Origin of the sequence: Xanthomonas sp. DAR 34887, from assembly GCF_041245805.1 — a bacterium.
Classification (GTDB): domain Bacteria; phylum Pseudomonadota; class Gammaproteobacteria; order Xanthomonadales; family Xanthomonadaceae; genus Xanthomonas_A; species Xanthomonas_A tesorieronis.
Genome location: NZ_CP162490.1, coordinates 469,303 through 492,043 on the forward strand (window position 1 = coordinate 469,303; position 22,741 = coordinate 492,043).

The 22,741-nt window shown below is 70.0% G+C and carries 19 protein-coding genes; 7 read left to right on the forward strand and 12 right to left on the reverse strand.

Annotation, left to right across the window (positions count from 1 at the left end):
* Positions 1-128: 128 nt before the first annotated feature.
* The 8 genes from AB3X08_RS02165 to AB3X08_RS02200 form a co-directional block, all read right to left on the reverse strand.
* Positions 129-1,121 (reverse strand): AAA family ATPase, encoded by a 993-nt coding sequence (locus AB3X08_RS02165; RefSeq protein ID WP_184414003.1) that lies wholly within the window; start codon positions 1,119-1,121, stop codon positions 129-131.
* A complete protein-coding gene (locus AB3X08_RS02170; RefSeq protein ID WP_369935936.1) occupies positions 1,118-2,305 on the reverse strand; it encodes a DUF4350 domain-containing protein in 1,188 nt (395 codons plus the stop codon). The genes AB3X08_RS02165 and AB3X08_RS02170 overlap by 4 nt, the downstream gene beginning before the upstream one ends.
* Entirely contained in the window at positions 2,302-3,999 is a 1,698-nt protein-coding gene (locus AB3X08_RS02175; RefSeq protein WP_369935938.1) for a DUF4129 domain-containing protein, read from the reverse strand. Before AB3X08_RS02175 ends, AB3X08_RS02170 begins: the two co-directional genes overlap by 4 nt.
* Positions 3,989-5,014 carry a stage II sporulation protein M gene (locus tag AB3X08_RS02180; RefSeq protein WP_369935939.1) on the reverse strand — a complete coding sequence of 342 codons (1,026 nt, stop codon included), beginning with the start codon at positions 5,012-5,014 and terminating at the stop codon, positions 3,989-3,991. The genes AB3X08_RS02175 and AB3X08_RS02180 overlap by 11 nt, the downstream gene beginning before the upstream one ends.
* Positions 5,011-5,688, reverse strand: a complete 678-nt coding sequence (locus AB3X08_RS02185) for an RDD family protein (RefSeq protein ID WP_369935940.1) — start codon at positions 5,686-5,688, stop codon at positions 5,011-5,013. Before AB3X08_RS02185 ends, AB3X08_RS02180 begins: the two co-directional genes overlap by 4 nt.
* Before the next feature lie 229 nt (positions 5,689-5,917).
* Positions 5,918-6,853, reverse strand: coding sequence for a DUF2167 domain-containing protein (locus tag AB3X08_RS02190; protein ID WP_369935941.1), 936 nt, complete (start codon positions 6,851-6,853; stop codon positions 5,918-5,920).
* An 80-nt stretch (positions 6,854-6,933) separates the two neighbouring features.
* Complete coding sequence (locus AB3X08_RS02195; protein WP_369935943.1) at positions 6,934-7,485, reverse strand: gamma carbonic anhydrase family protein; 552 nt, start codon at positions 7,483-7,485, stop codon at positions 6,934-6,936.
* 569 nt (positions 7,486-8,054) lie between these two features.
* On the reverse strand, positions 8,055-8,282 hold the full coding sequence (locus tag AB3X08_RS02200) for a hypothetical protein (RefSeq protein WP_369935944.1): 228 nt from the start codon (positions 8,280-8,282) through the stop codon (positions 8,055-8,057).
* A 35-nt stretch (positions 8,283-8,317) separates the two neighbouring features.
* On the opposite strand from AB3X08_RS02200, the gene AB3X08_RS02205 reads away from it, so the two are divergent.
* The 4 genes from AB3X08_RS02205 (at position 8,318) to AB3X08_RS02220 (ending at position 15,341) form a co-directional block, all read left to right on the forward strand.
* Positions 8,318-9,175 (forward strand): PA4780 family RIO1-like protein kinase, encoded by an 858-nt coding sequence (locus AB3X08_RS02205; RefSeq protein WP_369935945.1) that lies wholly within the window; start codon positions 8,318-8,320, stop codon positions 9,173-9,175.
* A gap of 467 nt (positions 9,176-9,642) precedes the next feature.
* On the forward strand, positions 9,643-10,764 hold the full coding sequence (locus tag AB3X08_RS02210) for an efflux RND transporter periplasmic adaptor subunit (protein WP_369935946.1): 1,122 nt from the start codon (positions 9,643-9,645) through the stop codon (positions 10,762-10,764).
* Positions 10,765-10,773: 9 nt separating this feature from the next.
* Positions 10,774-13,902 carry a multidrug efflux RND transporter permease subunit gene (locus AB3X08_RS02215; protein WP_369935948.1) on the forward strand — a complete coding sequence of 1,043 codons (3,129 nt, stop codon included), beginning with the start codon at positions 10,774-10,776 and terminating at the stop codon, positions 13,900-13,902.
* Complete coding sequence (locus AB3X08_RS02220; RefSeq protein WP_369935950.1) at positions 13,899-15,341, forward strand: efflux transporter outer membrane subunit; 1,443 nt, start codon at positions 13,899-13,901, stop codon at positions 15,339-15,341. Before AB3X08_RS02215 ends, AB3X08_RS02220 begins: the two co-directional genes overlap by 4 nt.
* A 189-nt stretch (positions 15,342-15,530) precedes the next feature.
* Here AB3X08_RS02220 and mnmG read toward each other — a convergent pair whose 3' ends face one another.
* Both mnmG and AB3X08_RS02230 read right to left on the reverse strand, forming a co-directional pair.
* Positions 15,531-17,420 carry a tRNA uridine-5-carboxymethylaminomethyl(34) synthesis enzyme MnmG gene (mnmG, locus tag AB3X08_RS02225; RefSeq protein WP_369935952.1) on the reverse strand — a complete coding sequence of 630 codons (1,890 nt, stop codon included), beginning with the start codon at positions 17,418-17,420 and terminating at the stop codon, positions 15,531-15,533.
* A 501-nt stretch (positions 17,421-17,921) separates the two neighbouring features.
* Positions 17,922-18,482, reverse strand: a complete 561-nt coding sequence (locus tag AB3X08_RS02230) for a hypothetical protein (protein WP_369935953.1) — start codon at positions 18,480-18,482, stop codon at positions 17,922-17,924.
* A gap of 164 nt (positions 18,483-18,646) precedes the next feature.
* Between AB3X08_RS02230 and AB3X08_RS02235 the strand changes: the two genes are divergently transcribed.
* From AB3X08_RS02235 to AB3X08_RS02245, 3 genes are read left to right on the forward strand one after another with little or no spacing between them, the layout of a single operon-like run.
* Positions 18,647-19,606, forward strand: a complete 960-nt coding sequence (locus tag AB3X08_RS02235) for a pyridoxal-phosphate dependent enzyme (protein ID WP_369935954.1) — start codon at positions 18,647-18,649, stop codon at positions 19,604-19,606.
* Complete coding sequence (locus AB3X08_RS02240; protein WP_369935955.1) at positions 19,591-20,208, forward strand: YdcF family protein; 618 nt, start codon at positions 19,591-19,593, stop codon at positions 20,206-20,208. The genes AB3X08_RS02235 and AB3X08_RS02240 overlap by 16 nt, the downstream gene beginning before the upstream one ends.
* A 52-nt stretch (positions 20,209-20,260) precedes the next feature.
* The gene (locus tag AB3X08_RS02245) at positions 20,261-20,689 is read left to right on the forward strand and encodes a ketosteroid isomerase-related protein (protein ID WP_369935956.1); all 429 of its coding nucleotides are present in this window, start codon (positions 20,261-20,263) and stop codon (positions 20,687-20,689) included.
* A 204-nt stretch (positions 20,690-20,893) separates the two neighbouring features.
* Here the strand turns inward: AB3X08_RS02245 and bioC are convergent, their stop codons facing one another.
* Positions 20,894-21,784: a malonyl-ACP O-methyltransferase BioC gene (bioC, locus tag AB3X08_RS02250; RefSeq protein WP_369935958.1), complete on the reverse strand. Its 891-nt coding sequence runs from the start codon at positions 21,782-21,784 to the stop codon at positions 20,894-20,896.
* Positions 21,785-21,907: 123 nt separating this feature from the next.
* Complete coding sequence (locus AB3X08_RS02255) at positions 21,908-22,690, reverse strand: SDR family oxidoreductase (protein WP_369935959.1); 783 nt, start codon at positions 22,688-22,690, stop codon at positions 21,908-21,910.
* Positions 22,691-22,741 lie beyond the last annotated feature (51 nt).

The window sequence follows — 22,741 nt, forward strand, 5'->3', positions numbered from 1 at the left end:
GATTCGCAAAAGCGCGGTACGTGCGCTCAAGGCCGCACTGGCAGCTGCTCGGATGCGAGCAGGGAAAGCCGGCGTGGCGGCCGGCGCGGGCTTTGCCGAATCCCCACTCCCCAATCCCAAATCCCGGCTCATTTGCGCGGCGCCTCCACCTTCGCCAGCAGCGCGCCCAGCGCGTCGTCGGCGCTTTGGCCTTCGATCTGCAGTTCCGGGGCCAGTGCGATGCGGTGGCGTAGCGCCGGCTTGGCGATGTCGCGGATGTCGTCGGGGGTGACGAAGTCGCGGCCGGATAGCACCGCCTGCGCGCGCGCGGCGCGGATCAGCGCGATGCTGCCGCGCGGGCCGGCGCCGAGCGCGATGCCCGGCCAGCTGCGGGTGGCGGCGACGATGCGCACCGCGTAGTCGATCACCTGCGGGTCGACCACGATCGCGGCGGTGCCGAGCTGCATCGCCACCACATCCGCGGCGCTGAGCACGCGCGGCACCTGCGACAGGTCGAAGTCGCCGGCGCTGCGCCCGGTGGTGACCGCTTCCACCATGCGCTTTTCGTCCTCGAGTTGCGGATAGTCGATGAGAACCTTCAGCAGGAAGCGGTCCAGCTGCGCTTCCGGCAGCGGATAGGTGCCTTCCTGCTCGACCGGGTTCTGCGTGGCCAGGGCCAGGAACGGCGGCGCCAGCGGGAAGGGTTTTCCCTCGATGGTGACCTGGCCTTCCTGCATCACTTCCAGCAGCGCCGACTGGGTCTTGGCCGGGGCGCGGTTGATCTCGTCGGCCAGCAGCAGGTGGGTGAACACCGGGCCGCGGCGGATCTTGAAACTCTCGGTCTTGGGGTCGTACACGGCATGGCCGCTGACGTCGCTGGGCATCAGGTCCGGCGTGAACTGCACCCGCGCGTAGTTCAGTTCCATCGCCTGCGCCAGCGCGCGCACCAGCAGGGTCTTGCCGAGTCCGGGCACGCCTTCGATCAGCACGTGGCCGCCGGCCAGCAGCGCGATCAGGATCTGCTCGAGCACTTCCGGCTGGCCGATGAAGGCCTGGCCGACCGCGTCGCGGATCGCCTCGACACGTTCGATCAGGGCGGGGCCGGTGAGGGGGGCGACGGAGTCGGCGGGGGCGGTGGTCATAACTGGTTTCTCATCTGGACGAGGAGGCGAATGCGATCGCGGAAGGCGGCGTGTTGTTTGGGTGCTGGCGCCTGCAGCGCCTGTTCGACCTGTGCCGGCGCCAGGTTCAGGCGCTCGGCGATGGCCGCGGCCTGCGCGGGGCCCTGCAGCGCTGCGGCGAGCGGCGCGCGGCGTCGCAGCCGGGTCAGGAACGCCTGGCGCGTCGCCGCATACAGCAGTTCGGACTTGCCGTAGCGGAACAGGTGCTCGCCGCTGGCGCGCACGTGTTCCAGCAACGAGCGGCGGTCGCCGGCCGGCGAGGCGCGCAGCGGGCCGAAGCGCTGCATGCGCCACCACAGCCAGGCCAGCAGCATCAGCAGCGCCGGCACCCAGGCCGGCCAGCCGTTGACGAACAGCGTGCGCCACAGCGATGGCAGCTCGGCGGAATAGATGAGGTAAATGGTGCCGTCGCCGTAGTTGGGCGCCAGGATCTGCCGCGCCAGCAGGCGATGCGGCACGTCGCGCAGGCCGCCGCTCGGCGGAGCGGGCGGCGTGGCCAGTGGGTCGTCGCTCAAGCGGTTGCCGCCGCTGCTGCCGTTCTGCAGAAAATCCATTTCCGCCAGCAGGTCCACGCTGCCGTCGCCGTACGGCAGCCGAGCGTAGGCGTAGTCCTCGTCGCTGCCCCACAGGTTGCTCGCCGCGTCATAGTCGACCTGGAAACGCCGGCCGTTGCAGAACTCGCTGTGTTCGGGCTGCCCGGGAATGGCCAGTTTCAGGCAATGGCCGGGCTTGCCCTTTTCCAGTGCGACATCGAGCGCGTCGAAGATCGGCAGCTTGACCGTATCGTCGTCCTCGTCGGCGGCCGGCGTGCGCAGGATCAGGTGGCCGCCGCGCTCGACCCAGGCCAGCAGCGCATCGCCGTCGGGCTTGCTCAGCGCGCGCGGGTCGCCGAACAGCAGCACGCTGTCGTGCGGCTGCAGCCGCATCGCCGCCAGGTCCAGGCGCTGCCGCGATTCGGCGCGCACGCCGTCCGCGCGCAGGGTCTGGCGCAATGCGTACAGCGGGTTGTAGGCGGCCTCGCCGCGCGGCGGCAGCGCCAGCTCGCGTTCGGCGCGCTCGTAGCGGCCCAGGAACCAGACCACGAGCACGCTGGTCACCAGCAGCCCGAGCAGGAAGATCAGCGCATTGCGGGTTCCGCTGTTCATGCGCGCCACCGGTACTGCTGCTGCAGTTCGTCGAGCAAGCCGGCGAAGGCGTCGTCGTCGGGCAGGCGACCGGCGTAGGCGGCGTATTGCCAGGTGCGCACCATGCGCGCGAACAGGCTGCGGTCGGCGTCGTCCGGCAGGCGTCTGGAGGCGCGCAGGCATTGCGCTTCGGTGGCGCCCGGGGGCAGCGTCAGGTCGGCGCGTTCGCACACGGTCGCCACGCTGGCGCGGTACAGCAGCGCCAGCGCGTCGCGCTGCCGGCCCTCGCGCCACAGCCGGCGCGCGATGGTGGCCACATCGTCGGGCAGCGGCTCGGCGCTCAACACCGGCGCATGCGCCACCGGCGTCTCGGCCGCGGCACGCTTGCGCCCGCTGCCGCGCATCCACGGCAGCCAATGCTTGGCGGTCAGCAGCAGGACCAGCACCAGCATGCCGGCCAGCAACCACATGCCCCATTCGCCGATGAACGCGAACACGGCCGCCACGCTGGCCAGCAGGCCCTTGCCGAAGCGCGGATCGAGCTTGTCCGCATCGGGCTTCTTCTCGTCGTCTTCGTTGCGGTCGCGCTTCTTCCAGTAGCGGATGCTGCGTTTGCCCGACAGCAGCGGGTCTTTGTAGGCGCGGTCGGCGGCACGGTCGAAGCGCGCGTCGGCGGCGGGCACGGTATTGAAGATCTCGTCGAGCGCGGCCGGCGCGTCGTCGTCGCTGTCGCTGTCGCTGCCGCTGCCGTTGTCCTTCTCCGGATCATGGATGTCGTCACTGTCGCTGGCGTCGGTACCGTCGTCGGAGTTTTGCGAAGATGCGGTCGCCGGCGCCGAGGGCAGCGCATGCGGGTCGGCTGCGACCGGGGCGTCGCTGCCCGGCGCCGCGTTTTGCGCGCGCAGCGCAGCGCCGGGAGCGCCGAGCAGGACCAGGGCCAGCAGCAACGGCGCGGCGCCGCCCAGCCGATCGCGCAGCCGGCGTAGCGCCATCTCCACGTCCCAGGCTTCGAGTTCGGTGCGGCGGTTGAGGTACAGGCCAAAACCGGCGCCGACGAAGAACGGTTCGATCAGCGTCGTCGCCAACCAGGCGAAGGCGTTCAGGCCGACGTCGGCCCATACCGGATTCTCATCGCCGATCAGCGCCCACGCCGCGCGCACCGTTTCCGGCAGCAGGTCCACCGGCACGAACATCAGGATCGCGGCGATGCAGGCCACGAGCAGCATCGCCTCGAAATGCCAGCACACGCTGGCCAGCAGCAGCGCATGCCCGTACACCGCACCGCCCAGGGTGCGGCGGCGCTGCCGCTGCTGTTCGGGGCTGGCCCCCTCCAGCAACTCCAGCGGCAGGAACACGGTGCGCGCCGGACTCAGTCGGCGCCAGGTCAGGTAGCCGAACATCGGGCGCCAGCCCCACTTCAACTGCGCGCGCAGCGTGTCGCGCACGCTAGGCACGTCGCCGAACACGCCGCGCGAGATCACGAACAGCGGGATCCGGTCCAGCACCGGTTTCAGCCACCACAGCGCCAGGCTGGCCAGCCAGAGCTCGTCGATCGCCCAGGCGCCGAGATTGAGCAACGCGAACAGCGGCACGGTGAACAGCAGCCACGGTTTCCAGATCGCGCCGGCATGGCGGCGCACCAGCGCGCTGCCCAGCTCCATCGCCTCCCAGGCCGAGCGCGCACGCAGCACCACGTCCAGGCGTTCAATCCGCATCGTCGGCCTCCGCGATGCCGCGTCCGCCGCGCCACAGCCAGACCAGCACCAGCGTCCACAGCAGGCCCGACACGCCGTACTTCACCGCCGCCGGCAGCGAGCCGATCGAGGACCAGAAGGCCTCGATGAAGGCGGCGACCAGCAGCATGAACGCCACGCCCAGGCATAGCTTGGCGCCGATCGTGCCGCCTTCGACCAGCGCATCGATGCGCCGGCGCCGGCCAGGCGCCAGCAGCTTCAGGCCCAGCTGCAGACCGGCGCCGCCGGCGATCACGATCGCGGTCAGTTCGAACGGCGCATGTCCGGCGACGAAGCGCCAGAACGTCACGCCGTAGCCGATCTGGTGCAGATGCCCGGCCACCGCGCCGATGGTGACGCCGTTGAACAGCAGCACCAGCACCGTGCCGAGCCCGGCCAGCAGGCCGCTGGCGAAGGTGCGCAGGCCGATGCTGATGTTGTTCATGATGTAGTGGCCGAACATCTGCCAGTCGTCGCCGCTGTCGCGGCCGAGCTTGTGCGCGGCGCTGGCCGGGTCGTACATGCGTTCGATCTGCGCGACCTGCATCGGATCCATCAAGCCGTGGATCAGTTCCGGCCGGAACTGCAGCAGCACGAAGATGGTGACCAGCGGCACCACGAACAGCGCGGTGGCCGCGGCCATGCAGCCGGCCTGGCTGCGTACCAGTTGCGGAAACTCGGCGAACAGGAATTCGGCCGCGCGCCGCAGGCGCGGCCGCGGCGGCCGGTACAGCTCGGTGTGGCCCTGCTGCATCAACTGCTGCAGGCGCGCGGTGACTAGCGGGCTGTAGCCGCGCTTGCGCGCCAGCGCCAGCTGCTGGCACAGCCGCCGGTAGCGCGCCGGCATGTCTTCGTCGGCCAGGCGCCATGCGTCCGCGGCGCTGTCGGGCGCGTTGGTGACTGCGGTGGCGGGGCGCTTGCGTCCGCGCGTGTGCAGCCAGGTCTCGAAGGCCTCCCACTCGTGCTGGTGGCGGGCGATGAACTGCTCCTGCCTCATCGCCGCCCCAACAGCCAGTTGGCCATCGCATACAGCCGCAGCACGCCGGCCTGGCCGGGCGCGTGCGTCAACGGCAGCGCCAGCGTGGCCAGTTCCAGCTGCCGCGCCGGCGCCAGCCGCGGCGCGCGCTCGGCGAAGGCGATCAACGCCGCCTGCTCGGCCGGCAGCAACACCAGCGGCGGCGGCGTTGCGCTGGCGATCGGCGGCAGCCCGGCCTCGTGGCGCGGCGGCTGGTGAATGACCAGGGTGCCGGCGACCATGTCGCCCAGGCGCCGCGCGTGCACATCGAACAGGCAGGCGATCAGGCCGACGGCATAGCCGAACGGCAGCATGTCCACGGTGCGCAGCAGGTTGCGGGTGATCGCCGCCATCCATCCGGCCGGCGCGCCGTCGCGCGAGACCACGCGCAGGCCCAGCGCCTTCTTGCCCAGGGTCTGCCCGAACCAGCCTTCGAGCACGATCGGATAGGCCCAGAACACCAGGAACATCGCCACCAGGTACAGGCCCTGGCCGAAGCCGCCGAGTGCGCCGAGCAGCAGGCCCATCAGGGTCAGCATGCCGAAGCGCACCGCCAGGTCGATCAGCCAGGCCAGCGCGCGCGGCACCGCGCCGGCGGCCGGCAGGTGCAACGGCACGCCTTCGGGCGTGATCACTTCACGGTAGGTGTCGAGCATGCCACTCACCGCCGGGTTGCGGCGTGGCGCGCATGCGTGCCTGCGATGTGAGGCCGTTGTTCTGTCCGGCCGGCTGCCTGTGGCGGCATGCGTGATCTCGACTGCGTCCTGCTCCGAGCCGCGACTTTAGCCGGCGCGGCGCCAATTGCCCAGCCGGGCGCCATGGTCGGCGCCGGACGATCCTCACGCGATGGCGACGATGGCGCGGCAAACGTGCCGCACAGGCCGCTCAACGCACCGTGCCGCCGTCGCGCTTGCGCCCGGAGAACAGCTTGCCGATCCCGCCGACCAGCGCCATCAGCCCCAGCGCCACCAGCTTCCAGGCCTTGGCCAGGATCAGGCCGAGCTTGGCGAACAGGCCGGCCTTGGCCGCCAGGCCGCCGCCGATCAGCGTGGCCAGGCCGTAGCTGGCGATCTTGTCGGTGGATGGATTGTGGTCGGCGTAGCGCGCGCCGCTGTCGAACTCGGCCATCGGCAGCAACTGCTGCATGCCTGCACGCACCTGCGGCAACTCGTCCATGCTGGCGATCGCGTTCAGGCTCAGGTAGCCGTGGCGGCCGAGCACGCGGATGTCGTAGTTGAGGGTGTGGCCGTCGTTGCCCTGGAACGCCAGTTCGCGCGCCCAGTACAGCTTCTTGTTCGCGGCGTCGTAGCGCGGCGGTACCGCCCAGCCGACCAGGTCCACGCTCTCGTAGCCGGCTTCCTTGCGCTGCGCGTTCTCCTCGCGGGTTTCCTTCTGCATGTCCGCGAGCATGTCGTTGTAATCGATCTTGCTGGCGTCCTCGTCGGACACGTAGCCGTCGTCGGCATAGGTGACCACCACCGCCCAGCTGCCCTGCGCGTCGAGCGCGGGCTGGCGCGGCACGATCAGGCCGAGCACGGTGTCGTCCGGCGGGTTGCCCCAGTACGCCTCCAGCACCTGCCGCGCATCGTCCTTGCCGAGATAGCGGAAGTCGTGGCTCAGGTCGAAATGCACCTTGGCCTGCGGCACTTCGATGTGCCCATCCTGGAAATGCAGCGAGGCGACGAACTGCTCGGCGGTCATGCCGTCGTTGCCATGCGCTTCTTGAGCGTGCTCTTCTTCGGCCACGGCCGATCCGGTACCGGCGCCCAGCGCAAGCAGGAAAGCGGCCAGCAGGCCGCGCAACGGAAGTGTCTTGGTCATCGCGAATCCATTCGATGGCGTCCCCACGCCAGAGGCGCGCAGTGTCGCGCAAAAGCACCACCGCGCGCCAGTCGCCGCGGCTATTGCGGTGCCGGCGACACCATGTCCAGGTAGCGATCCTTCAGCCGCACGTAGTGCTGCGCGGAGTAGTGCAGGCTTTCGACCTCCTTGTCGCTGAGCATGCGCGCCAGCCGCGCCGGATTGCCCAGCCACAGTTCGCGCTCGCCGACGGTCTTGCCCGGCCCGACCACCGCGCCGGCGCCGACGAAGCCGTAGCGCTTCACCGTGGCGCCGTCGAGGATGCACGCGCCCATGCCGATCAGGCACAGGTCCTCGATGGTGCAGGCATGGATGATGCAGCCGTGGCCCACGGTCACGTCGGTGCCGATCAGGGTCGGGTAGCCAGCGGTGTTGAACGGGCTGTGGTGGCTGACGTGGATGATGGTGCCGTCCTGGATGTTGCTGCGCGCGCCGATGCGCACGTGGTTGACGTCGCCGCGGATCACCGTGCCCGGCCACACCGACACGTCCTCGTCCAGCACCACGTCGCCGATGAGGGTGCAGGCCGGGTCCACGTAGACGCGTGCGCCCAGCTGCGGCGTCTTGTCCAGGAACGGGCGGATCGGGTTCACGGCGTTCTCCGCGGAGCGGGGGGGGGGGGCAGGCGCCGGCACCGGGCAGCGGCGCGGCTGTCCATGATAGCGCCTGGCGGGAAAGCGCTTCTGGCGCATGGCTGGGAGATGCCCGCAATGGCGCGGTCGATCGGGAGGGTGCGTGCGGCCCTGGACGATGGCGACCGCCAGGCAGGCCCATGGCCGGCGGTGTGCCGCCGGCCCGCAGCGCTGGAGGCGCCCCGACCCGACACAGCCGCGGCCTGGACAGACGCTGGCCGGCGCGTTCGCAGCGGCTGCCGAGCGGGATGTGCCCAGGCACGGCGCAGCGACCGGCGAACGACGGCATCGCCGGACCCGAACGGCACGTGGGGGGCTTCGCTAGGCAGGCACGGACCGCGGCATCTGCGTGCAGGTCGGGCTGGTGAGGGGGCGAATCGCCCTGGGCGTAGGCGCGGCACGGTTGCCTAAGTGTCAGGAGCGCACGGGACACGGGATGCAGGATGCGGCAGCGCCGCCGGGCCGGGCCAGGGACGCCGCTCCGGCCGCAGTCCGGCGAGCCCGTCGCGCGAGCTCGCCGGAGGCGCTTGCTACTTCTTCTTTTCCTTCTTGGCCGCGCGCTTTTCCTTCAGCGTCTTGGTCGGCTGCTTCTTCTCGCTCTTCTTCTGATCCATGCCCTTGCTCATGACACCCTCTGGACGATTGCACTGTGGATTGCCGACTGCGGCCGCCGTGGCGGCGATCGCGGCTGCCACTTTACTCCGCACGCGGCCGGCCATGCCGCAGTTGTCGACCGGCCCGCACGCAAGGTTGGGCATAATCGGACTTTCCCCATCAAGGCCCCCCGCGTCCGATGAAAACCCCCCAGGGCCTGCAGCCGCTGATCGAGGACGGTGTCATCGACAGCGTGCTGCGCCCGCTCAAGAGTGGCAAGGAGGCCGCCGTGTACGTGGTCCAGGCCGGCGACGAGGTGCTGTGCGCCAAGGTCTACAAGGACATGGCGCAGCGCAGCTTCCAGGCGCGCGTGCAGTACCAGGAAGGCCGCAAGGTGCGCGGCAGCCGCCAGGCGCGGGCGATGGGCAAGGCGACCAAGTTCGGCCGCCGCGAGCAGGAAGCCGCGTGGAAGGACACCGAGGCCAACACGCTGTACCAGCTGGTGGATGCCGGCGTACACGTGCCGCAGCCGCGCGGCTACTTCCACGGCGTGCTGCTGATGGATCTGGTCACCGATGCCGACGGGCAGAGCGCGCCGCGGCTGGGCGAGGTGGAACTGGAGCCCGAACAGGCGCGCGCGTTCCATGCGCAGTTGGTCGGCGACGTGGTGAAGATGCTGTGCCTGGGCCTGGTGCACGGCGACCTGTCCGAATACAACGTGCTGGTCGCCGCCGAGGGCCCGGTGGTGATCGACTTCCCGCAGGTGGTCAGCGCCGCCGGCAACAACGCCGCGCGCGACATGCTGCTGCGCGACGTGCACAACCTGCGCGATTGCCTGGGCCGTTTCGCCCCCGAGCTCAACCAGACCCACTACGGCGAAGAAATGTGGGCGCTGTACGAGAAGGGCGAACTGCGCCCGGACAGCGCGCTCAGCGGCCGCTTCGTGTTCGACACCCGCCGTGCCGACGTGCGCGCGGTGCGCGATTCGATCGAGGACGCGCGGCAGGAAGCGATCATCCGCCAGCAGGGCCGCGAGGCCGCGGCGGACGAAGACTGAGTCGTGCGGCAGCGCGTCCTGTACGACGCGCTGCCGGCAACGCATTCCCTCGCCGATGCGCGTCGAGCGCATCGGCACGCGGCCGATCGCAGCGGCCGCCGTCTCTGCGAATCCTCCATCGCCGGCACCGATTCCGTGGCCGCGCGATGAGGCTGCGAGCGCGGCATGAGGCAGTGCCGGAACGCAATCCGCAAGCGCCCGCGATCGCGCATTTCATATTGAAATATTCGTATCCCGATGCGATACGAAGGTATCGCTCCAATACCAATCTTTCGCCAATCTTTCTGCGCGCGCACGAAAGTTGTAGTGGCAGCTGACTGCGGTTTTCGCCGCGATATATCGCGGGAATACATTTGGTGTAGCGTTGCGCGCTTCGATCTTCCCACCCCCTCGATCTGACCCCCATGCTCGACGCTTTCGCCGCGCCTCGCTGTTTCATTCTCTGTGGTTCCGTTGTCGCGCTCGCGATGGCGACGGGGTGTTCGTCGGCGCCGCAACCGCCACCGCCGATCAAGGTCGGCACGCTCGCGCTGACCGCGCACAGCCTGCCGGTGGAGCAGTCGCTGCCCGGGCGCACCGTGGCCTACGAAGTCTCCGATGTGCGGCCGCAGGTCAACGGTCTGCTGCGGCAACGGCTGTTCACCGAGGGCCAGGAAGTCCAGGCCGGGCAGGTGCTGTACCGGATCGATCCTGCGCCGTACCGGGCGGCCTACGACACGGCACGCGGGCAGCTCGCGCAGGCGCAGGCCGCCGTGGTCGCGGCGCGTCCCAAGGCCTCGCGCTACCGCACCCTGGTCGAGCAGGACGCGGCCAGCAAACAGGATGCCGACGACGCGCAGGCCGCGTTGCAGGAGGCCGAAGCCAACGTGGTGGCGGCGCAGGCGTCGTTGCAGGCGGCGCGCATCAATCTCGACTACACCCGGGTGACGGCGCCTATCTCCGGCACCATCGGCAGCTCGGCCTATACCGCCGGCGCGCTGGTGACCGCGCAGCAGGATGCGGCGCTGGCCAAGATCCAGCGGCTGGATCCGATCTACCTGGACGTGAACCAGTCCAGCACGCAGCTGCTGGCCTTGCGCAAGCGGCTCGACGCCGGGCAGATCAAGGCCACCGACGGCAAGATTCCGGTGCGGGTACGCCTGGAGGACGGCAGCTTCTATCCGCTTGCGGGCACGCTGGAGTTCGTCGGCAGCTCGGTCGATCCCGGCACCGGCGCGGTCACCCTGCGCGTGGTCGTGCCCAATCCGCAGCATCTGCTGCTGCCCGGCATGTACCTGCGCGCGCTGCTGCCGCTGGCCAGCGATCCGGGCGCGATCCTGGTGCCGCAACAGGCGGTGAGCCGCGATGCCAAGGGCGAGCCGATGGTGAAGCTGCTCGGCGCACACAACCGGGTCGAGGAACGGCGCATCCGCACCGGCGACACGGTCGGCCACGCGTGGGTGGTGGAGGCCGGGCTCAAGCCGGGCGAACGGCTGATCGTGGTCAACGGCAGCCGCGCCGAGATCGGCAAGACGGTCGTGCCGTATGCGGTCAGCGCCGCGCAGCTCGCCGCCGCGCCCGCGGTGCCGGGCGACGCCCAGGCCGACTGAGGAGCTGCCATGTCGCGTTTCTTCGTCAACCACCCGGTGGTGGCCTGGGTCATGGCCATCGTCGTCGTCCTGGTCGGCATGCTGGCCATCCACGCGCTGCCGATCGAGCGCTATCCGCAGATGGCGCCGCCGACCATCACCGTGCGCGCCACCTACACCGGCGCCTCGGCGCAGACCGTGGAGAACACCGTTACCCAGCTGATCGAGCAGTCGCAGCAGAGCCTGGACCACCTGCTGTACATGACCTCGACCAGCGCCTCGGACGGCACCGCGCAGGTCAACCTGGTGTTCGAGACCGGCACCAACGCCGACACCGCGCAGGTGCAGGTGCAGAACCAGCTGCAGTCGGTGATGTCGGTGCTGCCGCAGGACGTGCAGCAGAACGGCATCGTCATCACCAAGTCCAGCGGCTCGCTGTTCGAGGTGGTGGCGTTCACTTCCGACGACGGCAGCATGGACAACTTCGATGTCGCCAACTACATGGAATCGAACATCGACGACCAGATCAGCCGGGTCAGCGGCGTGGGCAACATCCAGCCGATGGGCTCGGAATACGCCATGCGCATCTGGCTGGACCCGGAGAAACTGCGCAAGTACGCGCTGATGCCCTCGGACGTGGAGAACGCGCTGCAGGCGCAGAACACCGACGTGTCGGCCGGCGAGATCGGCGGCCAGCCGGCGCCGCGCGGGCAGCGCCTGGATGCGACGGTGACCACGCGCAGCCGCCTGCACACGCCGGCGCAGTTCGGCGCGATCGTGCTCAAGAGCGGCGCCGGCGGCGCCGCGGTGCACCTGTCCGACGTGGCCCGGATCGGCCTGGGCCCGGAAACCTACGACAGCATCAGCCGCTTCAACGGCAAGCCCTCGGCCTCGCTCGGCATCGAGTTGAACGCCGACGCCAACGCGGTGGAAACGTCCAGGGCGATCGACGCGCGGCTGCAGGAACTCAAGCAGTACTGGCCGCACGGCTACAACTACCACATCGCGTTCAGCACCACGCCGTTCGTGACCACCTCGATCAAGGAAGTGGTCATCACCCTGATCGAAGCGGTGCTGCTGGTGGTGGCGGTGATGTATCTGTTCCTGCAGAACTGGCGCGCCACGCTGATCCCGACCATCGCCGTGCCGGTGGTGCTGATGGGCACCTTCGGCGTGCTGGCCGCGTTCGGCTACTCGATCAACACCCTGACCATGTTCGCGATGGTACTGGCGATCGGCCTGCTGGTGGACGACGCCATCGTGGTGGTGGAGAACGTGGAGCGGGTCATGAGCCAGGAAGGGCTGCCGCCGAAGGAGGCGACGCTGCGCTCGATGCAGCAGATCGGCGGCGCGCTGGTCGGCATCGTGCTGGTGCTGACCGCGGTGTTCGTGCCGATGGCGTTCTTCAACGGCGTCACCGGGGTCATCTACCGGCAGTTCTCGATCACCATCGCCGCGGCGATGATCCTGTCGGTACTGGTGGCGATGACCCTGACCCCGGCGCTGTGCGTGACCATCCTCAAGCCGCTGCACCAGGGCGAGGCGGCGATCGGCTCGCACGGCCGCCTCGGCCGGTTCTTCGCCTGGTTCAACACCCGCTTCGGCCAGCTGTCCGAGCGCTACCGCGCGCGGGTCGAGCGGGTGCTGGGCCGGCGCGCGCTGAGCCTGCTCGCCTATGCGCTGCTGCTGGTGGTCACCGGCGTGCTGCTGTGGCGCCTGCCCGGCGCGTTCCTGCCCGACGAGGACGAGGGCATGCTCAACGTACTGGTCAAGCTGCCGGCCGGTTCCACCCTGGAGCAGACCCTGGCGGTGACCGACCGCCTGACCAAGGCCGCACTGCACGAGCCGGGCGTGCGCTCGGTGTTGTCCTCGGCCGGCTTCAGCGTCACCGGCGCCGGCCAGAACGTCGGCATGGCCTTCGTCCGGCTCAAGGACTGGGACGAGCGCGACGACGATGCCGACACCATCGCCGCGCATCTCAACAGCGCCCTGGCCGACGTGCCCGACGCGGAGCTGTTCGTGACCTCGCCGCCGGCCATCACCGGCCTCGGCGACGCGTCAGGTTTCACCTTCGAGCTGATGGACTACGAAGGCGCCGGCCACGCCGCACTGGTGAACGCACGCGACAAACTGCTGCGCCTGGCCGGGCGCGATCCCAAGCTGCGCGACGTGCGCTACGCCAGCCTGGAGGACGCGCCGGTCTACGCGGTCAAGATCGACGACGACAAGGCGCAGGCGCAGGGCGTGGACCCGGGCGACATCAACGCCACGCTCAACAGCGCGCTCGGCGGCGACTTCGTCAACAACTTCATCTACAAGGGCCGTATCAAGAAGGTGTTCGTGCAGGGCGACGCGCAAGCGCGCATGGCGCCGCAGGATCTGCAGCGCTGGACGGTGCGCAACGCCAATGGCGACATGGTGCCGATGTCCGCGTTCACCACCGCGCACTGGACCAGCGCGCCGGCCGCGCTGGAACGCTACAACGGCGTGTCGGCGATGGAACTCACCGGCCAGGCGGTGCCGGGCGTCAGTTCCGGCGCGGCGATGGACGCCATGGCCGAACTCAGCAAGCAGTTGCCGCACGGTTTCGGCTATGCGTGGTCGGACATGGCCTACCAGGAAAAGCTGTCGGCCAACCAGGCCCCGGCGCTGTACGCGATCTCGCTGCTGTTCGTGTTCCTGTGCCTGGTGGCGCTGTACGAAAGCTGGACGATCCCGTTCGCGGTGATGCTGGCGGTGCCGGTGGGCGTGTTCGGCGCGGCGCTGCTAATGACCGTGCGCGGCCTGCAGAACGACGTGTATTTCCAGGTCGGCCTGCTGACCACGGTGGGTCTGGCGGCCAAGAACGGCATTTTGATCGTCGAGTTCGCGCGCGAACTCGAGCGCCACGGCGAAGGCCTGCTGGCCGCCACCCTGCACGCGGTGCAGATGCGCCTGCGGCCGATCCTGATGACCTCGCTGGCGTTCCTGCTCGGCGTGCTGCCGCTGGTGTTCAGCCACGGCGCCGGCTCGGCGGCGCGCCATTCGCTGGGCACCGGCGTCACCGGCGGCACCCTGGCCTCGATCACCCTGGGCCTGTTCTTCGTGCCGCTGTTCTACGTCATCGTGCGCAGCGTATTTCCCGGCGGCAAGCAATCGCTGCAGGAGGCCACGCCATGAGCGCGCGTTCGCCGCACCTGCTCGCATTGGCCTGCTGCGCGGCGCTGGCCGCGTGCAGCATGGCCCCGCACTACGAACGGCCGGCGGCGCCGGTGCCGCTGCAGTTCGACACGGCCGGCACCGCCGCGCCCGCGGCCGGCGCCGCGCTGGCGATGCCGGATTGGCGCGAGGTGTTCCTCGATCCGCGCCTGCGCCAGGTCATCGCCCTGGGCCTGGACAACAATCGCGACCTGCGCGTGGCGATGCTCGACATCGACAAGGCGCGCGCGCAGTACCGGATCCAGCGCGCCGCGCTGGCGCCGTCGCTGGATGCCAATGCCAGCAGCAGCCGCCAGCGGACCAGCGCCAGTGCCAGCGATACCGGGCAGGCGCAGATCGACAGCAGCGACACGCTGCAGGTCGGCATCAGCAGCTGGGAACTGGACCTGTTCGGGCGCGTGCGCAGCCTGAAGGACGAGGCGCTGGAGAACTGGTTGGCCACGGCCGAAACGCAGCGCAGCGTGCGTTTGAGCCTGATCGGCCAGATCGCCGACGCCTGGCTCACGGTCGGCGCCGACCAGCAACTGCTGGCGCTGGCGCAGCAGACTTTGGAAAGCCAGGAGCAGACGCTCAAGCGCAGCCGCATCCAGCACGACAACGGCATCGGCTCCGGGCTGGACCTGGCGCAGATCCAGAGCAGCGTGGAAGCGGCCCGCGTCGATGCGGCGCGCGCTGCCGCCCAGCTCGCCCAGGCCCGCGACGCGCTGCAACTGCTGGTCGGCGTGCCGGTGGACGCATCGCTGCTCGCCGGCACCGATGCGTTCGACGGCAGCGTGGCCCTGGCGCCGGTGCCGGCGGGCCTGGATGCCACGGTGCTGTTGCAGCGCCCCGACGTGCTCGCCGCCGAGCACGCGCTGAAGGCGGCCAATGCCGACATCGGCGCGGCGCGCGCGGCGTTCTTCCCGACCGTCACGCTGACCGCCTCCACCGGGCGCAGCAGCGACGCGCTGTCCACGCTGTTCGCGGCGGGTTCGCGCACCTGGTCGTTCGTGCCCAGCATTGTGCTGCCGATCTTCCATGCCGGCGCGCTGAAGGCCTCGCTGGACGTCTCGAAGATCAGCAAGAACATCGCCGTGGCGCAATACGAGAAGGCGATCCAGAGCGCCTTCAGCGACGTCGCCGACGCGTTGGCGCAGCGCGACCACCTCGACGCCCAGCTGAGCGCACAACGGGCGCTGGTGGACGCGGTGCGGCGCAGCCACACGCTGGCCGAAGCGCGCTACCGCGCCGGCGTGGACGACTACCTGCAGGTCCTGGACGCGCAACGTTCGCTGTACGCCGCGCAGCAGGACCTGATCGCGCTGCGCCTGCAGGACGACAGCAACCGAGTGGCGCTGTACACGGTCCTGGGCGGCGGCGCGGATGCGAGCGCGGCAGCGCCTGCCACGGCGAGCCGGTGAGCGCGTCGCGACGCGACGTGTCGACGTTCGCCCCGGCCCGAGAGATGCTCCCTGTAGGAGCGGCTTCAGCCGCGACGGGCATTACCGATAATTCCGGTCGCGGCTGAAGCCGCTCCTACAGAGCCGGCATGGACACCAAGGACGCGCAGCAGTCGTCCACGGAAAATACCTGTGCCGCCTTGCCACCGCTTACGCCACCTGGCTGCGCCGCGCGCGCTCCAGGTGCACCAGCAGCAGCGAGATCGCCGCCGGGGTCATGCCGGGAATGCGCTGCGCCTGGCCCACGCTCTGCGGGCGCACGCGCTGCAGCTTCTGCTGCACTTCGGCCGACAGCCCGCGCACCTGCGCGTAGTCGAAGGCCTCGGGAATCGGCGTGTCCTCGTGGCGCTGCTGGCGCGCGATCTCGTCGCGCTGGCGGTCCAGGTAGCCGGCGTACTTGATGCCGATCTCGACCTGCTCGGCGACCTGCGCATCGTCCACGCCCGGGCCCAGCGACGGCACCCGCATCAGCGCGGCATAGTCCAGCTCCGGGCGCTTGATCAGGTCGAGCACGGTGGTCTCGCGGCTCACCGCCACCCCCAGCGTCGCGGCGACCTCGCGGCCCAGCGCATTGCCCGGCGTGGCCCACAGCGCGCGCAGGCGTTCGTTCTCGCGCGCCACCGCCTCCTGCTTGGCCTGGAAGCGCGCCCAGCGCGCCTCGCCGACCAGGCCCAGGTCGCGGCCGATGCCGGTCAGGCGCGCGTCGGCGTTGTCTTCGCGCAGCTGCAGCCGGTATTCGGCGCGGCTGGTGAACATGCGGTACGGCTCGGTGGTGCCGTGGGTGATCAGGTCGTCGATCAGCACGCCGATGTAGGCCTGGTCGCGGCGTGGCGACCACGGCTCCAGCCCGCGCACCTGGCGCGCCGCATTGAGCCCGGCGATCAGGCCCTGCGCGGCGGCTTCCTCGTAGCCGGTGGTGCCGTTGATCTGGCCGGCGAAGAACAACCCCGGCATCGCCTTGGTCTCCAGCGAGGCCTTCAGTCCGCGCGGGTCGAAGAAGTCGTATTCGATCGCGTAGCCGGGGCGGGTGATGTGGGCGTGCTCGAAGCCGCGGATCGACCGCACCAGCTCCAGCTGCACGTCGAACGGCAGCGAGGTGGAGATGCCGTTGGGATAGATCTCGGCCACGTCCAGGCCTTCGGGCTCGACGAAGATCTGGTGGCTGGCCTTCTCGGCGAAGCGCACCACCTTGTCCTCGATCGACGGGCAGTAGCGCGGGCCGATGCCCTCGATCTGGCCGGTGTACAGCGGCGAGCGGTCCAGCGCGCCGCGGATGATGGCGTGGGTGCGCTCGGTGGTATGGGTGATCCAGCACGAGACCTGGCGCGGATGCTGGGCGCGTTCGCCCATGAACGACATCACCGGCAGCGGATCGTCGCCGGGCTGTTCTTCCATCGCCGCGTAGTCCAGGCTGCGCCCGTCGATGCGCGGCGGGGTGCCGGTCTTGAGCCGGTCCACGCCGAAGCGGCCGTCGCGCAGCGTCTGTGCCAGCGCGGTGGCCGGCGGGTCGCCGGCGCGGCCGCCGGCATACTGGGTCTGGCCGATGTGGATCTTGCCGGCCAGGAAGGTGCCGGCGGTCAGCACCACCGCCGCCGCCTCGAAGCGCAGGCCGGTCTGGGTGACGGCGCCGCGCACCCGCTCGCCTTCCACGATCAGGTCGTCGACTGCGGCCTGGAACAGGGTCAGGTTCGGCTGTGCCTCGACCAGGCGCCGGATCGCGCCGCGGTACAGATTGCGGTCGGCCTGGCAGCGGGTGGCGCGTACCGCCGGGCCCTTGGACGCATTGAGCGTGCGCCACTGGATGCCGGCCAGATCGGCGGCGTGCGCCATCGCTCCGCCCAGCGCATCGATTTCCTTGACCAGATGGCCCTTGCCGATGCCGCCGATGGCCGGATTGCAGCTCATCGCGCCCACCGTCTCCACGTTGTGGGTCAGCAGCAGGGTACGCGCGCCGGCGCGCGCGGAAGCCAGCGCGGCCTCGGTGCCGGCGTGGCCGCCGCCGATCACGATGACGTCGTAGCGGTAGAAGGAATCGCTCATCGGGGACTCATCAGCGCGGTCGCGCGGACCGGAATGGGGGCGTTTGCGCAGCCGCGCATGCCGGGAAACGGAAATTTTGGATTTCTCATCACAGTTTACGGATTCGACCCTAAAGTTGGCACGCCCTCTGCAGATATCCCTACTGCACCCAACGTGGCATTGCGTCAGGGGCGTACGACTGGAATTGGAACAGGGGCCAGTCACGCGCACGTTGGGGGAGCTGGGGGCCGGTAGTCGGGGGACTGCCGGCCCTTTTTTATGCCTGCGCTTCGGGTCGCACGCCAGCAACCGCAAGGCCCGAACGCGAAAAGCCCCGGCGAACCGGGGCTTTTCGTTTTTAGGCGCCGACGCCCGACAGGGCCGGAACAGGGGGGATCCAGATTTCCCTGTCGGACATCGACATAGACGGTGGGGCGATCCCTTCGGGTCATAAAGCGACGCAGGCGGTCACCCCGTACGACGTAGAGTGCGTCTTGTGGCCGCGTGAAATCAAGCCTTTTCTTAGGGCTCTAGTGTGCGCTTTGTCCCATTGCTACGACCCAGATTGCCAGGCCGGGGCGCGGCCGGCCGTGGCTGGGCCGCCGGGCGTGGCGCGCTGGCCGGACGCGGCTGCATCGACTGCGGCCGCGGCTGCATGGACTGGGGGCGTGGGCCGGCGTTGGCGGCATCGGGACGGCGCAGCCGGTCCAGGTCGCGCCACGGCGACTTGACCCGGCCGCCGCCGCCACCGATCACCGGCGGCGGCCGGTCCGGCGGGCGGCCGTTGTCGTCGGGCCGTGGACGCGGCGGCGGACGGTGCCGCGGCGGACCGTAGTAGTCGCGGTAGTAGTACGGGCCGCCATAGCCGTAGTAGCCGTAGCCGTAATAGCCCGCGCCATAGCCATACGGCGCTACGCCGTAGCTGTAGGGTGCGTAGTAGCCATCGGAGTAGCCGTCCGGATAGCGGTACTCCACCGAGGGGGTGCCGCGGTAATAACCGCCGCCGTTGTCGGCGTAGTCGTAGGTGGCGCAGCCGCTCAGCGTGGCCAGCAATCCAGCGGCCCAGATCAGGCGCATGTTCATGGCGAATCCTCTCCCTGAGGCTGACCGACAGGTTCGGCGTGTTGCATTGAATGCCCCCTTAACTCGCTTCGTCGTTGATTGAACGCTTAAGTCGCGTGCAACGGCTGTGTTGCCTAGCAACCCGCGCCACCGCGAACTTGGGACGATACGCTAACCTTTCGCGCATGGTCTCATCTTCACTGCCTGTTTTCGCCGACGTGATGGCCGCCGCCGCGCGGATCGCGCCGCATGCCCAGGTCACCCCGGTCCTGCGCTCGCGGGCGCTGGACGCCTCGACCGGCGCGACGTTGTTTTTCAAGGCCGAACACCTGCAGCGTGGCGGCGCCTTCAAGTTCCGCGGCGCCTGCAACGCGGTGTGGGCGCTGGGCGAGGCCCAGGCCGCGCGCGGCGTGGTCACCCATTCTTCGGGCAACCACGGTGCGGCGCTGGCGCAGGCCGCGCGTAGCCGTGGCATCGGTTGCCACGTGGTGGTGCCGGAGGGCGCGGTGGCGGCCAAGCTGGCCAATATCGCCCGCGACGGCGCCACCCTGTGGCGCTGCGGTGCCGGCATCGCGGCGCGCGAGGCGATGTGTGCGCAGGTGCAGCAGCAGACCGGCGCGACCCTGGTGCATCCGTATACCGATCCGGCGGTGATCGCCGGCCAGGGCACCGCGGCCCTGGAGCTGCTCGGCGCCAGTGGCCCGCTCGACCTGCTGGTGGTGCCGGTCGGTGGCGGCGGCCTGGCTGCCGGCAGCCGCCTGGCGCTGTCGGCGCTGGCGCCGCAGGCGCGCCTGGTATTGGCCGAGCCCGCCGGCGCCGCCGACACCGCACGCTCGCTGGCCGCCGGCGCGCTGCACGTGGACTTCGTGCCGGACACGGTCTGCGACGGCCTGCGCGGCATCCTCGGCGCGCCCAACTTCGCGCTGCTGCACGGCCAGGCCGAGACGATCGTGGTCGAGGACGCCGCCACCGTGGCGGCGATGCGGCTGCTGTGGCAGGTGCTCAAGCAGGTGGTGGAACCCTCGTCGGCGATCGCGCTGGCGGCGGTGCTGGCGCAGCCTGAGCGCTTCGCCGGGCGCCGGGTCGGGCTGATCCTGTCCGGCGGCAACGTGGATCTCGACGCCTTGCCGTGGGGCACGGCTTGAAGCCGCGGCGACGACGCGGCTGGCTGGGCTGGCTCGGGCGGCTGGCCGCGCTGCTGGGCCTGTGGCTGCTGGGCGTGGCGATCTACATCGTCTGGGTCGGCGACCGCGACCAGGCGGCGCCGGCCGACGCGATCATCGTGCTCGGTGCGGCCGCCTACGACGCCAAGCCCTCACCGGTGTTCGAAGAGCGTATCCGCCACGGCCTGGACCTGTACCAGCGCGGCTATGCGCCGACCCTGATCTTCACCGGCGGCTTCGGCGGCAACGGCGCGCGCTTCGCCGAGTCGCAGGTGGCGCGCCGCTACGCGCTGCGCCACGACGTGCCCGCCGACGCGATCCTGATCGAGACGGTCTCGCGCACCACCCGCCAGAACCTGCTCGAGGCCCGCGCGCTGATGCGCAGCCACGGCCTGCACCGGGCGATCATCGTCAGCGATCCGCTGCACATGGCGCGGGCGCTGCGCCTGTGCCGCGAGCTGCAGATCGACGCGCTGGCGTCCTCGACCCCGAGCACCCGCTTCCGCAGCTTCCAGACCCGCTGGCGCTTCCTGCTGCAGGAGGTCTACTTTTTCCACCGAGACCTGCTGGTGCCGGGCGCCTGAGCGGGCCCGGCCGCCGTATCATGGGCGCCCCGCATGGCATGAGGTGGTGGCGATGAAGATCGACGGAACCCGCGAGCAAGACCGCGCCATCGAACTGGTGCTGTCCTATTACGACGCGTTCAACCGCGGCGACTGGGCGGCGATGCTCGACAAGCTGACCGACGATGTCGCCCACGACCTCAACCAGGGCGCGCGCGAAATCGGCAAGGACACCTTCGCCGCGTTCCTGCAGCGGATGAACGCCAGCTACCGCGAACAGCTGCGCGACATCGTGGTGCTGGGCGGGCAGGACGGCCGCCGCGCCGCCGCCGAATACGTGGTGCACGGCGAATACCATCACACCGACGAAGGCCTGCCGCCGGCGCGCGGGCAGACCTATGTGCTGCCGGGCGGGGCGTTCTTCGACATCCGCGACGGCAAGATCGCCCGGGTCAGCAACTACTACAACCTGCAGGACTGGATCGATCAGGTATCGGTCTGAGCGGTAGTCGAACGCAGGCGTGCGTGCCGCGGTAGAGCTGCGGCTGTACCTGTCGAAGGCACGCCTTGGCGTGGCCGAAGCGCGTTTGCAATTGGCGAAATCCTGTAGGAGCGGCTTCAGCCGCGACAGGCCCCATCCGGAGGGTGTCTGTCGCGGCTGAAGCCGCTCCTACAAAATGACGGTATCCGGAACGAAGCGCATGCCTCACTCGCCGCGGCGGCGGATCGGAATCGCCGACACCGGCACCGCGGCGATCTCGCTGCCGCCTTCGCGGATCGGTGCGCCCGGCGGCGGCGCCCAGGCGTGCGCGTAGATCACTTCCCAACTGCTCGGCAGCTTGCCCTCGGCGTTGCGCAGCGGCTCGTAGGCGGCGCTGGCGGCGGCGAAACGGCCGCGCCCGGTCAGGGTGTGGCGGCGCGCATGCAGCGCGTTGGTCGCGCCGATCGCGCGCAGTTCGCGCATCAGCGCGGCCAGGTCGGGATAGGTGAGGGTGAACAGGTCGCGGTCCAGCACCGGGTCGCGGAAGCCGGCGTGCATCAGCGCATCGCCGAACTGCGCGATCGGCGCGAAGCGGCTCACGTGCGGCGCTTCGCGGTCGGCCTGCGCGAACGCGTCGCGCAGTTCGATCAGCGTGTCCGGGCCGAAGCTGGAACACAGCAGCAGGCCGCCCGGCTTGAGCACGCGGCGGAAGCCGGCGAACACCGCCGGCAGGTCCTCGACCCACTGCAGGCACAGGTTGCTGAAGATCACATCCACGCTGTGCTCGGCCAGCGGCAGCGCGCGCGCATCGGCGCAGACGCGGCCGAACGGTTTCCACCAGCCGGCCTGGCGCTTGGCCTGCTGCAGCATCGGCAGCGCCTGATCGAGCGCGATCACCTGCGCGCGCGGCCAGCGCTTCTTCATCGTCGCGGCGGCATGCGCCGGGCCGCTGCCCACGTCCAGCACCACCTGCGGCACGTGGTCGCCAAGGTAGTCCAACGATTCCAGCAGGCGCTTTTCGACCTCGTGCTGCAGGGCGGCGGCGGCATCGTAGCTGGCGGCGGCGCGCGAGAACGCGCGGCGGATGTGGTGGGCGTCGAACGAAGAGGAATTCATTGGCGCATTATCGCCGGCCGGCGAAAGGCCGGGAATGGGGAATGGGGAATCGGAACAGCCGCGGCGGCGAAGCCGTCGCCCGCTTCGCCCATTCCCGTTTCTCCATTCCCCATTCCCGGCCCTTCAAAACGTCCCGGGATAGGCACCGCCATCGAGCAACAGGTTCTGTCCGCTGATGTAGCCGGCCTGCGCGCTGCACAGGAACGCACAGGCCGCGCCGAATTCCTCCGCCGTGCCGAAACGTCCGGCCGGGATCTGCTCGCGCTTCTGCGCCGCCACGGTGTCCACATCGGTGCCGTTGCGCTGTGCGGCATGGGCGAAGTTGCCGCGCAGCCGGTCGGTGTCGAACTGGCCAGGCAACAGGTTGTTGATGGTGACGTTGTGCGCGACGGTGCGCCGCGCCAGCCCGGCGACGAAGCCGGTCAGGCCGGCGCGCGCGCCGTTGGACAGGCCTAGGCTGTCGATCGGCGCCTTCACCGCCGCCGAGGTGATGTTGACGATGCGGCCGAAGCCGCGCGCCTGCATCGCATCGACGGTGGCGCGGATCAGCGCGATCGGCGCCAGCATGTTGGCGTCCAGCGCGCGCAGCCAGTCGGCGCGCTCCCAGTCGCGGAAATCGCCGGGCGGCGGGCCGCCGGCGTTGTTGACCAGGATGTCGACCTGCGGGCAGGCCGCCAGTGCGGCGGCGCGTCCGTCCTCGGTCGCGATGTCGGCGGCGACCGCGAGCACCGCGCCGGCGCCTGGCAGCGCACGCAGGCCATCCGCCGCCGCATCGAGCGCTGCCTGGCCGCGCGCCACGATCACCACGTTGACGCCTTCGCCGGCCAGCGCCCGCGCGCAGCCCAGGCCCAGGCCCTTGCTCGCGGCGCAGACCAGCGCCCATTTGCCGGCGATGCCCAGATCCATGCGTGCGCTCCGCTCGTTTCGAAACCGCGATGATGGTGCATCGCCGTCGCC

What these genes read in the sequence shown, in the direction of transcription:
- AB3X08_RS02185 (WP_369935940.1), bottom strand. Translation starts at nt 5,688, where the DNA reads ATGCTCGACACCTACCGTGAAGTGATCACGCCCGAAGGCGTGCCGTTG.
- mnmG (WP_369935952.1), bottom strand. Translation starts at nt 17,420, where the DNA reads ATGAGCGATTCCTTCTACCGCTACGACGTCATCGTGATCGGCGGCGGC.
- AB3X08_RS02175 (WP_369935938.1), bottom strand. Translation starts at nt 3,999, where the DNA reads ATGCGGATTGAACGCCTGGACGTGGTGCTGCGTGCGCGCTCGGCCTGG.
- AB3X08_RS02170 (WP_369935936.1), bottom strand. Translation starts at nt 2,305, where the DNA reads ATGAACAGCGGAACCCGCAATGCGCTGATCTTCCTGCTCGGGCTGCTG.
- AB3X08_RS02205 (WP_369935945.1), top strand. Translation starts at nt 8,318, where the DNA reads ATGAAAACCCCCCAGGGCCTGCAGCCGCTGATCGAGGACGGTGTCATC.
- AB3X08_RS02190 (WP_369935941.1), bottom strand. Translation starts at nt 6,853, where the DNA reads ATGACCAAGACACTTCCGTTGCGCGGCCTGCTGGCCGCTTTCCTGCTT.
- AB3X08_RS02235 (WP_369935954.1), top strand. Translation starts at nt 18,647, where the DNA reads ATGGTCTCATCTTCACTGCCTGTTTTCGCCGACGTGATGGCCGCCGCC.
- AB3X08_RS02255 (WP_369935959.1), bottom strand. Translation starts at nt 22,690, where the DNA reads ATGGATCTGGGCATCGCCGGCAAATGGGCGCTGGTCTGCGCCGCGAGC.
- AB3X08_RS02230 (WP_369935953.1), bottom strand. Translation starts at nt 18,482, where the DNA reads ATGAACATGCGCCTGATCTGGGCCGCTGGATTGCTGGCCACGCTGAGC.
- AB3X08_RS02245 (WP_369935956.1), top strand. Translation starts at nt 20,261, where the DNA reads ATGAAGATCGACGGAACCCGCGAGCAAGACCGCGCCATCGAACTGGTG.
- AB3X08_RS02180 (WP_369935939.1), bottom strand. Translation starts at nt 5,014, where the DNA reads ATGAGGCAGGAGCAGTTCATCGCCCGCCACCAGCACGAGTGGGAGGCC.
- AB3X08_RS02210 (WP_369935946.1), top strand. Translation starts at nt 9,643, where the DNA reads ATGGCGACGGGGTGTTCGTCGGCGCCGCAACCGCCACCGCCGATCAAG.
- AB3X08_RS02220 (WP_369935950.1), top strand. Translation starts at nt 13,899, where the DNA reads ATGAGCGCGCGTTCGCCGCACCTGCTCGCATTGGCCTGCTGCGCGGCG.
- AB3X08_RS02215 (WP_369935948.1), top strand. Translation starts at nt 10,774, where the DNA reads ATGTCGCGTTTCTTCGTCAACCACCCGGTGGTGGCCTGGGTCATGGCC.
- bioC (WP_369935958.1), bottom strand. Translation starts at nt 21,784, where the DNA reads ATGAATTCCTCTTCGTTCGACGCCCACCACATCCGCCGCGCGTTCTCG.
- AB3X08_RS02200 (WP_369935944.1), bottom strand. Translation starts at nt 8,282, where the DNA reads ATGCCCAACCTTGCGTGCGGGCCGGTCGACAACTGCGGCATGGCCGGC.
- AB3X08_RS02165 (WP_184414003.1), bottom strand. Translation starts at nt 1,121, where the DNA reads ATGACCACCGCCCCCGCCGACTCCGTCGCCCCCCTCACCGGCCCCGCC.